The sequence below is a fragment of the uncultured Spongiibacter sp. genome (assembly GCF_964011655.1).
GTDB lineage: Bacteria > Pseudomonadota > Gammaproteobacteria > Pseudomonadales > Spongiibacteraceae > Spongiibacter > Spongiibacter marinus.
Genome location: NZ_CAXGPO010000026.1, coordinates 12,131 through 24,212 on the forward strand (window position 1 = coordinate 12,131; position 12,082 = coordinate 24,212).

Annotated in this window: 11 protein-coding genes and 1 tRNA gene; 4 read left to right on the top strand and 8 right to left on the bottom strand. The window is 54.1% G+C overall.

Translation table 11 applies throughout. The features are described 5' to 3' along the window. Positions 1–85 precede the first annotated feature (85 nt). Positions 86–1,462 carry a signal recognition particle protein gene (gene ffh / locus ABNS66_RS11550; protein WP_286694923.1) on the bottom strand — a complete coding sequence of 459 codons (1,377 nt, stop codon included), beginning with the start codon at positions 1,460–1,462 and terminating at the stop codon, positions 86–88. A gap of 182 nt (positions 1,463–1,644) precedes the next feature. Between ffh and ccsA the strand changes: the two genes are divergently transcribed. Beyond that, positions 1,645–2,442 carry a cytochrome c biogenesis protein CcsA gene (ccsA, locus tag ABNS66_RS11555; RefSeq protein WP_286694922.1) on the top strand — a complete coding sequence of 266 codons (798 nt, stop codon included), beginning with the start codon at positions 1,645–1,647 and terminating at the stop codon, positions 2,440–2,442. An 81-nt stretch (positions 2,443–2,523) separates the two neighbouring features. Continuing rightward, positions 2,524–3,798 carry an HlyC/CorC family transporter gene (locus tag ABNS66_RS11560; protein WP_286694921.1) on the top strand — a complete coding sequence of 425 codons (1,275 nt, stop codon included), beginning with the start codon at positions 2,524–2,526 and terminating at the stop codon, positions 3,796–3,798. A gap of 9 nt (positions 3,799–3,807) precedes the next feature. On the opposite strand, the gene ABNS66_RS11565 is transcribed toward ABNS66_RS11560, so the two are convergent. The 5 genes from ABNS66_RS11565 to queA are packed head-to-tail and all read right to left on the bottom strand — an operon-like array spanning position 3,808 to position 7,101. After that, entirely contained in the window at positions 3,808–3,999 is a 192-nt protein-coding gene (locus ABNS66_RS11565) for a DUF1289 domain-containing protein (RefSeq protein ID WP_286694920.1), read from the bottom strand. Beyond that, the gene (locus ABNS66_RS11570; protein ID WP_286694919.1) at positions 3,989–4,558 is read right to left on the bottom strand and encodes a gamma carbonic anhydrase family protein; all 570 of its coding nucleotides are present in this window, start codon (positions 4,556–4,558) and stop codon (positions 3,989–3,991) included. Before ABNS66_RS11570 ends, ABNS66_RS11565 begins: the two co-directional genes overlap by 11 nt. Before the next feature lie 18 nt (positions 4,559–4,576). After that, positions 4,577–4,891 carry an NGG1p interacting factor NIF3 gene (locus tag ABNS66_RS11575; protein ID WP_286694918.1) on the bottom strand — a complete coding sequence of 105 codons (315 nt, stop codon included), beginning with the start codon at positions 4,889–4,891 and terminating at the stop codon, positions 4,577–4,579. Beyond that, on the bottom strand, positions 4,884–5,993 hold the full coding sequence (gene tgt, locus ABNS66_RS11580; RefSeq protein WP_286695037.1) for a tRNA guanosine(34) transglycosylase Tgt: 1,110 nt from the start codon (positions 5,991–5,993) through the stop codon (positions 4,884–4,886). The genes ABNS66_RS11575 and tgt overlap by 8 nt, the downstream gene beginning before the upstream one ends. 46 nt (positions 5,994–6,039) lie before the next feature. Next, entirely contained in the window at positions 6,040–7,101 is a 1,062-nt protein-coding gene (gene queA / locus ABNS66_RS11585) for a tRNA preQ1(34) S-adenosylmethionine ribosyltransferase-isomerase QueA (RefSeq protein ID WP_286694917.1), read from the bottom strand. A gap of 146 nt (positions 7,102–7,247) precedes the next feature. Between queA and ABNS66_RS11590 the strand changes: the two genes are divergently transcribed. Then, positions 7,248–7,334 (top strand) — tRNA-Leu (locus ABNS66_RS11590). A gap of 34 nt (positions 7,335–7,368) precedes the next feature. Here the strand turns inward: ABNS66_RS11590 and ABNS66_RS11595 are convergent. Both ABNS66_RS11595 and ABNS66_RS11600 read right to left on the bottom strand, forming a co-directional pair. Further along, a complete protein-coding gene (locus ABNS66_RS11595) occupies positions 7,369–8,799 on the bottom strand; it encodes a DUF4384 domain-containing protein (protein ID WP_286694916.1) in 1,431 nt (476 codons plus the stop codon). Next, positions 8,792–11,176, bottom strand: a complete 2,385-nt coding sequence (locus ABNS66_RS11600; RefSeq protein ID WP_286694915.1) for a CHAT domain-containing protein — start codon at positions 11,174–11,176, stop codon at positions 8,792–8,794. The genes ABNS66_RS11595 and ABNS66_RS11600 overlap by 8 nt, the downstream gene beginning before the upstream one ends. Before the next feature lie 295 nt (positions 11,177–11,471). Here ABNS66_RS11600 and ABNS66_RS11605 point away from each other — a divergent pair, with 295 nt between their 5' ends. After that, entirely contained in the window at positions 11,472–12,059 is a 588-nt protein-coding gene (locus tag ABNS66_RS11605) for a PaaI family thioesterase (protein WP_204995710.1), read from the top strand. Positions 12,060–12,082 lie beyond the last annotated feature (23 nt).

Here is a 12,082-nt window from a genome sequence, read left to right on the forward strand (position 1 = left end):
GATGATCACCCCACCACCCTGCCAGGCCGTCACCGTAAAATGCGGGCAAGCGCTTGATTATAGTGCAGTTCTCGGCAGCTCCGGACTACATTCCGGGGAAGCGGCCACCGCCACCGGGGGGCATCATCCCGCCCATACCGCGCATCATATTGGTCATGCCGCCCTTTTGACCCATTTTTTTCATCATCTTGGCCATTTGCTTGTGCTGTTTAAGCAGGCGGTTCAGATCCTGGATCTGGGTGCCGGAACCCGCCACGATGCGCTTCTTGCGCGACCCATTGAGAAGATCCGGATTGCGGCGCTCGGCTGGCGTCATCGAATTGATGATGGCTTCCATGCGCGTAAACATTTTGGTATCGATCTGGCTTTGCGCCATCTGCGCCATATTGCCCATCCCAGGCAACTTATCCAGCATGCCGGTAAGGCCGCCCATGTTTTGCATTTGCTGCAGCTGGTCGCGAAGATCCTCAAGATCGAACTTCTTCCCTTTTTTGATCTTCTTCGCCAATTTTTCGGCTTTCTGCTTATCGAGCTTGGCTTCCGCCTCGTCGATCAGGGAGAGAATATCCCCCATTCCCAGAATTCGTGATGCCACACGATCCGGGTGGAAGGGGTCCAGAGCGTCGGTTTTCTCACCCACCCCCAAGAATTTGATGGGCTTGCCGGTAATATGTCGCACCGAAAGCGCCGCACCACCGCGGCTATCCGCGTCGGCCTTGGTGAGAATAACCCCGGTAAGCGGCAGCGCTTCGCCGAAGGCCTTGGCGGTATTGGCCGCATCCTGACCGGTCATGGCGTCAACCACGAACAGCGTCTCTGTGGGCGTAATCGCCGCGTGCAACTCTTGAATCTCTGTCATCATGTCGGTGTCGACGTGCAAACGACCCGCCGTATCGACGATCACCACATCGTAGAAGCGCAGCTTTGCCTCGGCGAGCGCTGCCTTGCCGATATCCACGGCTTTTTGCTCGGTGGTGCTCGGAAAGAAATCGACACCAACATCTCCGGCCAGGGTCTCCAGCTGCTTGATGGCCGCCGGCCGATAGATATCGGCACTCACGACCAATACTTTCTTCTTCTCTTTTTCCTTTAAGTATTTTGCCAACTTACCAACCGAGGTGGTTTTACCCGCACCCTGCAGGCCCGCCATTAGGATGACTGCCGGCGGCTGAGTGGAAAAATCCAAGCCTTCGTTTTTATCGCCCATGATGTGTTCCAGCTCTTGCTGGACGATTTTCACGAACATTTGCCCCGGGCTCAGGCTCTTGCTTACCTCCTGACCCACCGCGCGTTGTCGCACCGCCTCGACAAAGTCCTTCACCACAGGCAGCGCGACATCAGCCTCAAGCAATGCCATGCGCACATCGCGCATCGCATCTTTTATATTGTCGTCGCTAAGGCGAGCCTGACCGGTAACATGGCGCAGGGTTTGCGATAAACGTTCGGTGAGATTTTCAAACATGCCATCAACTCTCTGAAGTCGGAAATGCGCTTGTACTGTAAGCCGTATCGACAGGCTGCAGTGAACACGCTTACAATCAGCCCACGCATAGAACGCAGCGGGCCGACAGAAAGACGCGGAAGTATAACCGAGTCACTGCCCAGACCCAAAACGCAGACAGGGAATCCGGCAAAGCCGAGTACATGAACATTGCAAGCAGCCTGATAGCAGTCCTTCTATACTTCTTTGCCACTGGCGCGCAGGCGAGGCGCCTTCGCCTTGGCAACGGCCAACAACTCAGCCGCGGCGCACTGTGCTTCGGCGCGATAGCTATTACAGCCCATTTTGTGGCAGCGGTAAGCGCCATTGCCACCCCCATGGGCGCAGACCTGGGGCTGTCGCAGCTGTTTTCGCTCCTCACCGGCCTGATTTGCGCGATCACTCTCGGGGCCAGTCTTCGCCGACCAATACACAACCTACTGCTGGCGCTGTTCCCCCTGGCCATTCTCGCCATTACTCTGGAGTTACTTCTCCCGGGTCAGCAAGTTGGCGAAAAGCACTCTGCAGGCATGTACAGCCACATTATTTTATCAATATTGGCGTACAGCATGCTCACCATCGCCGCCGTTCAGGCGCTGGTGCTGGCCAGCCAGGACCGCATGCTGCGCCAGCACCAGCTTCGCGGCTTGCCCAGCTTTATGCCGCCACTGCAAACCATGGAGAGCATGTTGTTTGAGCTGGTTGCCGCGAGCTTCCTGCTGCTAACGGCGGCCATTGGCACCGGCGTGGTATTCGTCGATGACCTGTTAGGTCAGAACCTTGCCCATAAAACGCTGTTTTCCATCATGGCATGGCTGCTGCTCGGCGTGCTTATTGGTGGGCGGCTCGCCCTCGGCTGGCGTGGCCGCACAGCGATTCGCTGGACACTGTGGGCCTTCGCCTTCCTGCTACTGGGTTATCTTGGCACCAAAATCGCCCTGAGCTTGATTACCAGCCCCTAACTTATGAGCCTGGCGGCTTGTGCTGCAGGCGGTTTTTCTTCAAGATTGGCACTGATTTTTTTCTCGGGAGTTTAGGGCTTTTTGAACGAGGCACCGCTGGGTCTTTTATTTGGAATATTGGCCGCGCTGATCTTCTTTTCTGGTTTCTTCTCCGGTTCTGAAACTGGAATGATGTCCCTGAACCGCTACCGCCTGCGCCACAAAGTGAAAACTGGCCACCGCGGTGCCCGGCGCGCTGCACGCTTGTTGGAAAACCCCGACAGCCTGATCAGTACAATATTGATCGGCAACAACCTCATCAACAATCTTGCCGCTGCGCTCGCCACCGTGCTCGCGATTCGTCTCTATGGCGACAACGCCGTTGTTCCCGCGTCTATTTTGCTGACCCTGGTCTTCCTGATTTTTGCCGAGATCATCCCCAAGACTATTGCCGCGTATAAATCTGAAATGGTGGCCTATACCGTCAGCCATATCTTGCTACCGCTGCGCAGCCTGCTGTTCCCGGTAATCTGGTTAGTTAGCCATATCACCCATATGGTGCTGCGCATGACGGGCGTTGAGAAGAATGACGGCAGCGAACACATCGGTATGGAGGAGCTGCGGACCATCGTCGGCGATGCCGGCCACCTGATCCCGAAACACCACCGCGGCATGCTCCTGAATATTTTGGACCTAGAACTCATCACCGTGGACGACATTATGATCCCGCGCAATGAGGTCTACGGCATTGATATTGAAGCCGACACGACGGCTATCATCGAAAAGCTGCGCGACGCCGAGTTTACCCGCATTCCGGTGTATCAAAACGACATTGATAATGTTGTCGGCATTCTCCATCAGCGGGACATCATTAACAGCGTTGATGAGCACGGCAAAGTACAGCGCGACCGCCTGCTACGCGCCCTCCGCGCGCCCTACTTCATTCCGGAAGGCACGCCCCTGCACACCCAGCTATTTAACTTTCAAAAACAAAAGCGGCGCATGGGCATTGTTGTCGACGAGTACGGCGTGATGCAGGGCATTGTCACGCTAGAGGATTTGCTTGAAGAGATTGTCGGCGAGTTCACGTCCAACCTCAGCACTGACACCGACGACATCACCCACCAAAGCGATGGCACATTTGTGATCGACGGCACCACCACCGTGCGGGACATTAATAAAACCCTCAAGTGGGAGCTGCCCACCGACGGCCCTAAAACACTGAACGGCCTGCTATTGGAAACGCTGGAGAGCTTCCCAGAGGCAATGGTAGGGGTTACGGTTGAGGGCTACTGCTTTGAAATTATGGAAATGAAGGGCAACCTGATTCAGCTGGTAAGAGCCTACCCGAAAGGTCGCAACCGTCGGCGCGCATAGCGCCGACAATTAGCCGTAGCGTTCCTTACAGCGCGCATTGGCCATACGGATAATCTCTCGGCGCTGCGCATCATTTACCGACGACCACTCGCGAATTTCGTCCACCGTTCGGTAACAGCCCAGACAGACATCTTGCTCATCCAGTGCGCACACCGAGACACAGGGCGACTTGACTGGGGCTTCTGATGGTTCAGAACTCATCGTTAAATTCCTCGCCGTCACACTTTGCCGACGCCAAGCTCTGGGGCCGCAACTCGCTGAGAAAACGCTGACCATTCTCCACATAATGCTGAGCCGAGAGCGCCAGGGTTGCCTGCTCCACGTCGCTCAGTGCGCGCTTAACCTTCGCCGGCATTCCCATCACGAGCGAACCGTCGGGTATTTCCATACCCTCTGTCACCAGCGCATTGGCACCAATCAGGCAGTTTTTTCCGACTTTGGCGCCGTTGAGAACCACTGCATTCATGCCGATTAAACTGCCATCGCCAATCGTGCAGCCGTGCAACATGACCTTGTGGCCAACCGTCACATCCTTGCCAATACTCATCGGAAAACCGTGGTCGGTGTGCAGAATACTGCCATCTTGAATATTGCTGCCAGCACCAATGCGAATCTGTTCGGTGTCTCCGCGGATCACCACATTGAACCAAATGCTTACATTATGGCTCAGCACAACATCGCCAATCAGCGATGCATTGTCCGCCACAAAGTGACCATTACCGAGCATTTTGACTCGACGGTCACCCAGTTCATACAACATAGCTACTCTCTCGGCCCACTACAGGCCATCCACTGTTTCGGTGACATCAAAGGCCGGCTCTTCGTATGGGTGAGCACGTCGCAAGGCGTGAACCACATTCTTAAGCGCCGAGGCCTCGCACACCATTTCTACGCGATATTCGGGTACAACCTCTAATTTCCCCGACTCGCCGATATACGGCTGGGCAGCGCTACCAGGCTTGAATTGACCATAGCCCAGCGTCTGCCAACAGCAGTGTTCATACTCGCCCTGGCGCCCCGCACCGGCAGCGAAAACCGCGTCTTTCACCCCCTCCAAATGCGAGACGGGGACAAAAAACACCAGCTTATACATCCGCCCTACCATCCTGACTTGCGTAGAATTCCTCGGCAAACTCGGCCAAGCGGCCTTGCTCTATTGCCTGGCGAATTGCCGCCATATGGTTTTGATAGTACCGCAGGTTATGAATGGTGTTGAGCTGGGCGCCCAATATTTCCCGGCATTTATCCAAATGATGAAGGTAGGCTCGGGAAAAATTTTGGCAGGTATAGCAGTCACAATTCGCATCGAGCGGCTGGTCGCTGTGGCGATGAACCGCGTTGCGAATCTTAATGACTCCCGTTGAAGTGAACAGGTGGCCATTGCGGGCATTGCGGGTTGGCATCACACAGTCAAACATGTCGACACCGCGCATCACGGCTTCAAGAATGTCGGAGGGCTTGCCAACGCCCATCAGGTAGCGGGGCTGCTGCTCTGGTAGATGATCCGCAAGACTATCCAAGACTTTGAGCATTTCCTCTTTGGGCTCGCCAACCGACAGCCCGCCGATGGCATAGCCATCAAAGCCAATGTCCTGAAGACCCGCCAGGGATTCGCGGCGCAACTCGGGGTACATGCCACCCTGGATGATCCCAAATAAGGCGGCATCATTGCCCTCGTGGGCGCTTTTACTGCGCCCTGCCCAGCGCAATGACAGCTCCATAGAGCTGCGCGCTTCCGCTTCTGTTGCAGGGTACGGCGTGCACTCATCGAAGATCATGACGATATCGGAGCCCAACTCGCGCTGCACTTCCATTGAGCGCTCCGGATCCATGTACACCTTGCTGCCATCGACTGGCGACTGGAAAGACACGCCCTCTTCACTAATTTTGCGCAGCTTGCCCAAGCTCCATACCTGAAAGCCACCCGAGTCAGTCAGTATCGGCCCTTCCCAACCAATAAAGTCATGCAAATCACCGTGGGCTTTTACCACCTCTGTACCGGGGCGCAGCATCAAGTGAAAGGTATTGCCTAATATGATTTCCGCACCGATTTCATGGATATCCCGCGGCAGCATTCCTTTTACCGTGCCGTAGGTACCTACCGGCATAAAGGCAGGCGTTTGCACCTTGCCGCGCGGAAAGCTTAATTCGCCGCGTCGCGCCAGGCCATCTTGCGCACTGCGACTAAACTGCATTCGGCAGTCATCGCGACCGCTGCCAGCATCAGAGGGAGAAGAGGCATCAGTCATTTAGGGACTCCTGCTGCAAAGTGGGGAAAACCAGCATGGCATCACCATAACTGAAAAAGCGATAACGCTCGGCCACCGCTTCGCGATAGGCCGCCATCACCGGCGCCTGACCAGCTAAGGCGCTGACCAGCATAATGAGCGTGGACTCCGGAAGGTGGAAGTTGGTAAACAAGGCATCCACGCTCTTAAACTGATAGCCAGGGTAGATAAAAATTCGGCTATCACCGGAAAATGCCGCAATTTCACCACCCTGGGAAGCGCTCTCTAAGCTGCGCACGCTGGTGGTGCCCACGGCGACCACACGCCCGCCGCGGGCGCGAGTTGCCCTGACCTGCTCGGCGACGGCGGCCGACACTTCAATATACTCGGCGTGCATTTCGTGATCGCGAATGTCATCTGCGCGCACCGGCTGAAAGGTTCCCGCCCCGACATGCAGCGTCACAAAGGCTTGTTCAACGCCCTTTGCCTTACATGCCGCGAGAAAGTCCTCGGTAAAATGCAGACCCGCCGTCGGCGCGGCTACCGCACCATCGCGTTTAGCGTACACCGTCTGGTAGCGCTGCTGATCCTCTGCGTCGTCCGCACGGTCGATATAAGGCGGCAACGGCATGTGGCCATAGGTATTGAGTTGCTCTAACAACGGCGCATCAAAGCACAACTCAAACAAGGCACCTTGGCGGCCAAGCACCTCAACCGCATCACTGCCAACTGGCGCCTCCGCATCCTCAGCCAGGAACAAGCGGCTGCCCGCCTTCGGCGATTTGCTCGCCCGTATATGGGCCAGGGCATGGTGTTCATCGATCAAGCGCTCGATCAATATCTCAATGCGCCCACCTGATTCCTTTGCGCCAAATAGCCGCGCGGGAATCACTCTGGTGTCGTTAAATACCAGCAAATCCCCCTCGCGCAGATAGTCGAGTAAATCAGGAAACTGCCGGTGCTCGAGCCTGCCGTCACCCTGTAACACCAACAGGCGACTCCCGTCGCGCTGCTGGGCAGGATAACGCGCAATCAGTTCATCAGGCAGATCAAAATAAAAGTCGCGGCGCTGCATACTCTCGATCACTAAAAATAAAGGCCGCAAGATTAACGGAAATCGCTTTCGGACTCCATTCATCGACATTTAGCGCGAAAACCGCAATTTTTTTAGCCGATGGATTGACCGATTAAACAAGGCTGCTATAATCCCGCCTCCTCAATGCCAGAGTGATGAAATTGGTAGACATGAGGGATTCAAAATCCCTTGCCTTCACGGGCGTGCCGGTTCGAGTCCGGCCTCTGGTACCATCCCTTCCTAAGTTAGCTGATAAACGTAGCCAGCTTATTCATAAGTAGAAAAAACTAAGAAAGATTCGGCCTTTGCTTTCGCTGCTTTGCGAATCTTCTTTAACCCTCTAGTCCGATCACTACGTACTTGATTTGTTTTCTGCTCTCCTATCAAGAAGTAGCCACTAGTCGCGTCGTAAAAATATAGAGGCAGATTGTCCACTGGCGTGTCCTCAGAAGCGAACACTTGAAGTCGCTCTGTGCCAAACGGCGGCGAAACTTCGAACTCGCCCAACGACACCCACCTGTTCACTTGCTCGGCAGATACATATTGAACAAATTGCTCGCGACCATTGCCATAAGAAACCGGCAATAAATACTGTATGTCTCTGCCACTTTCGGCACTATAACCGACCACATAAAAATAACCGGGACGATTTAGCTTCACTAAAAGCTCCAGCGAGTCCCCTGCCTCAAAAGCCAAATTCCGCATACCTTTATTTGTGGCCACCGCAACCGAAAAATCGCCAGAGACAGCTAAACCTTTGCGCAATAGCTGGTCGAAATCTATTGAACTGGGCTCGGTCTCATAGGTGGAATACGCCGCTGGAAGCAGATGAATTTGCTTTACTTGCACAGTGCTATTGCCCTGCAGATCGACTAGTTCGTAACTAAGGTCCATACCCTTATCGGTCACCATATAACTGCCAAGCAGTTTATAGCGCGGTGCCTGCTTTTTTAGTCTGGCGCCTAGCTGCGTCTCAAGCTCCTTGAGAAATGCGCGCCCAAATGGGGTCAACTCTTGCGAATCCGGCGTAAACGGCGGCGCGACGCTCACATTCGCTTCTGCAACGTCGTCAACAATCAGCGCAGCGGCAGCGCGCAACGACGAGACATTAAAGCGCGCTGACGACTGCCATTTTTCCACAACCGAGGCGATATCACGGTGGTTGAACTCGGAGCCCAAGCCCAGAAATCCAGCGACGCGGCGAAGCTTTTGATAATTATTCAAGGCTGTGGCCAAAGCTTTTCCAGCGGGGTACTTCGCATCGGCGCTTGCTGATTGATAGCGGACGAAGTCATCACGTAGCCCAATTTCAGATTGCGCCAGGGCGCTTTGGTAGCGTGGCCGTGCGGCCTCAGAGTCAAATACTGCGTGACACTCGTACTCCTTACTCGTGGCCTCGCAGCTAACGGGAACCTGCAAAAGGGGAATATCCGTCTCTGAAATCGAGCGTTGGGAAAAACTACTACCCTCATAGCTTTGCCGAACTTCGGTTGTGGACTCCACTCGCACAAAGAGCTGCTGAGCCAAATCAACATATGCAAGCTGCACCGCCCTCTCCCGGGAGTCGCTATAACCGACCCCAACCATCTCTTGTGCATAGCTGCCATGAACGCAGAACAGCGTGATCCATACTGATATAAAAGAAATCTGTTTACGCCGGTCAGCCATCATCATTGCTATCACCTTAAAATCAGTCATATTGCCCCGTTAGCTGGAAGGCTGCCCAGTAGTATGGGTGCCTATACTCTCCACCCTTCAATGCCAACTGCGCCTGCCGCAACGCTGCGCTCTTCCCCTGCTCCGGCAAACTTTGATAAAAGGCCTGCATCAGCTGATTGGTCGCCGCATCGCTTACCTTCCACAAACTGGAGACGATCGACTCCGCCCCCGCGTACAGAAAACCGCGGGTAAAACCGATCACATCGTCGCCGCCAGTAACTTCTCCGAGCGCAGTCTCGCAGGCCGAGAGCGTGACCAGATCCGCATTTAGCCGCAAATCAAATAACTCTGCGACCGATAACAACCCATCGTCCCGATCACTCGCCGAAAGCAGTAAAGCCGAAGCCATCGGGTCTTCGGCGTTAAAAATACCGTGGGACGCGATGTGTAAGTATCGATAATTTCCAGCATTAGCCTTCAGCAGGGTCTCGCTGGCGTTTTTACGCAGCAAAACATTGGTATCGGGGCGCATCTGACCGAGATTAATAGCCTCAACCTCGGCTCCTGGCAGGTCCATCGAGGCATCGTCTAGATCAGGGTTACCCAGCACCAACATACGACGGTTTTCGCTTTGCGAGTCTTTATTCAAAAATTGGAGAACCGAGGCACTTGGCAAGACGCGAACTTCAAAGTGCTCGAGCAAATAACGCTCACCGTCGTACAAGGCTGCAAAAGGCAGGTAATGCAGTGTTCCATGAGGGACAACTGTAAGGCGTTTAAAACCTTGTATAGCATCTTCTACGGGCTGCACTAGGCTGACGTACAACTGGTGGCTGCTGCGCTCAAACTGGGTGGAGTTGGGGTTTTGCAAATCACTGCGCAGCGCCGCTACTTGGGTGTCGAGGTTAGTGACCGGCAGCTTGGCCGCAGACACACCTTGACGGCTAAGGATAAACACCCAGAGATCGTCACCCTCGCCAAAGTATTCCAACAGGCCTTCGCCCTCCTGCAAGGAGGATTGCAGTTGGGCAATACGCGGCGAGGTCACAGTCCGCAATGAGGTAAATTCCGGCGCCATTTCTTGAAGGCTGTTCTGGTATTTACGCAGCAATCCTCGGGTGACTGAACGCTGACTATCATCATTCAGATTAATCGCCGTGAGAGAGGTCTCCGCATCGTTAATAGAGGCGAGAAGTTCTTGCAGTTGATCGCTACCTTGCAGCTCAGGTTGTGCGTCACGGGAGGCCAACAAATCAATGAGCGCCCGTGCCTTTGCACGCTCCGCATATTCTATTGCGCGATCAGCTCGGTCTCGCGTTACATACAGCGCGACCAAATCGCGATACACCGAGAGCTTGTCATTGACGAAACCCAGTTTGGAGGTATCCAGCGATAGACTCGAGCGCTGCGCTTCAAGCAGCTCAACCGCTTCGCTCAGTACGCTGATGGCAATGTCGTCGTTGCCTGCGGATAACTGTAGCCGACCGTATTCTTGCAGTGCGGCAAATTTCAGACCGCCAAATACATCAATAAATTCATGCTGCAATAATTGCTGATAGCAGGACTCAGCACTTTTTGCCTTCAACTTGTACAGGGTGTGGCACATCATCGCTTCGCTTTCCAAGCTGAAGTACCGATCCCACTTATCGGTTGATGCACCCGTCAACGCGCCCACTAAATAGTAGGCTGGATTGAGCTTCATCATTGCCTCGTAGAGCAGTTTATCGGTCTTGGCCTCCTCATTGGTTAGCGTATTAAGCGCCGAGATATAATCCCCAATCGCAATATACCCTCTGGCCAACCAAGCACGTTTTTCAGGCTCCATATAGCTAACTAACATGCCGCTCACGTCAACCGCTGATAGCTCTTGCAAATACTCCCGCGCGGCACCAGTGGAGCCATACAGCCCCTCATAGACGGCCGCAACACCGAGTACGAGCGGGGCTAGTTGGGCACGCCCGTGGTCGATATACTTAACTTCATTGAGGATAAAAGCACCGGGCTGACCACGCACAGCATTGACGGCAGGTTCTAAGTACACCGGCACCATCGCAATCTGGGCACGACTCAAAGCCGCTTCGGCTTTAAGGCCACTAATAAGCGCAGTCGTATAATCACGAGAACTCTGGTCATATCCCATAGGATTCCTAGACATCAAGCGACCATCAGCAACATGATGCATTTCCATCTGAGCAATACAATGATCAAAGCCTTTGAAGTTATGGACCTTCACTAAATTCATGCATAAATTTCGTACACCATTCATATGCAATTCAGCATAATCATGCTGATAATTTCCGGCGATCGCATTTTCGCGCCCCCACTGACCGGACAAATCAAAGCCCGCACAGCCGCCTATAGCAATTACCGGCAACAAGAGCAAGGGTTTGAATAAATTCCGTGCAAAGTTATGCATAAAGATGCCTTATTGTCTGCGCCCAACGAACTACCATCAGCAGTTTACCCTAGCGGCGTTATTGCGCGTTTGTTAAAAAAACGGCTCTCATCGACGCGACATGATGCAGCGAGCCATCGCTTCCCCTTGGTCGCACCATTAAGTACGCCTCCACCTACTAACAAGCCCCGATATAGCAACCGATAAAAACAACCGCTCACTAGATACGCCTCGCAAGGACTTTGCAAGCATAACGGTGGCTATTACACTGCGGCTCTTGTTTTATTTAGTCATTACAATAAGGAACGACGGACACATGTCGGCCAATACTGCCTCATCGCAATTGCTTCGCCTAAGTCGGGCGCTACAGGAAAGTCTAGAACTCAGCATTGACGTTAACGCCGATGCGGAGCGGCTCGCTGAACTTGCCAGCCAGGTGGAAGCGCTGAACGATCAGCTCAGTGCTCACCAGGGCGAGAAGATCATGCCCTATTTCAATATGGAGTTTGGTGATGAGCTGCGCGAGGCCCTGCCCTACGGCCCCGCCACCGGCCGCTACAATGCGTACTCTCCCGATATGGAAGTTGTGGTAGAGAATGACCGCGTAGTCAGTGATATCTGCTTTGGCAAACGTCACGAGGGCCCGCCAAATAGCGTGCACGGCGGCGTGACGAGCCTGGTTTTCGACCAATTGCTGGCCTTTGCCTGCCTGCGCAATGGCACCCCGGGCTATACCGCATCGCTGAAGGTCAATTACCGGCGCCCTGTCCCGCTATACAAAACGCTGCGCTTCGACACGTGGCTGGAAGATATCGGTGAGCGCAAAATTATCGCCCACGGTGAGTGCCGTGATGGCGACGACGTACTTGCCTCATCTGAAGGCTTGTTTATCCGAATCGTGTAATATTCACCCTGCTACTAGCCACC

What these genes read in the sequence shown, in the direction of transcription:
- ffh (WP_286694923.1), bottom strand. Translation starts at nt 1,462, where the DNA reads ATGTTTGAAAATCTCACCGAACGTTTATCGCAAACCCTGCGCCATGTT.
- ccsA (WP_286694922.1), top strand. Translation starts at nt 1,645, where the DNA reads ATGAACATTGCAAGCAGCCTGATAGCAGTCCTTCTATACTTCTTTGCC.
- ABNS66_RS11565 (WP_286694920.1), bottom strand. Translation starts at nt 3,999, where the DNA reads ATGAGTTCTGAACCATCAGAAGCCCCAGTCAAGTCGCCCTGTGTCTCG.
- ABNS66_RS11570 (WP_286694919.1), bottom strand. Translation starts at nt 4,558, where the DNA reads ATGTTGTATGAACTGGGTGACCGTCGAGTCAAAATGCTCGGTAATGGT.
- ABNS66_RS11575 (WP_286694918.1), bottom strand. Translation starts at nt 4,891, where the DNA reads ATGTATAAGCTGGTGTTTTTTGTCCCCGTCTCGCATTTGGAGGGGGTG.
- tgt (WP_286695037.1), bottom strand. Translation starts at nt 5,993, where the DNA reads ATGCAGTTTAGTCGCAGTGCGCAAGATGGCCTGGCGCGACGCGGCGAA.
- queA (WP_286694917.1), bottom strand. Translation starts at nt 7,101, where the DNA reads ATGCAGCGCCGCGACTTTTATTTTGATCTGCCTGATGAACTGATTGCG.
- ABNS66_RS11595 (WP_286694916.1), bottom strand. Translation starts at nt 8,799, where the DNA reads ATGACTGATTTTAAGGTGATAGCAATGATGATGGCTGACCGGCGTAAA.
- ABNS66_RS11600 (WP_286694915.1), bottom strand. Translation starts at nt 11,176, where the DNA reads ATGCATAACTTTGCACGGAATTTATTCAAACCCTTGCTCTTGTTGCCG.
- ABNS66_RS11605 (WP_204995710.1), top strand. Translation starts at nt 11,472, where the DNA reads ATGTCGGCCAATACTGCCTCATCGCAATTGCTTCGCCTAAGTCGGGCG.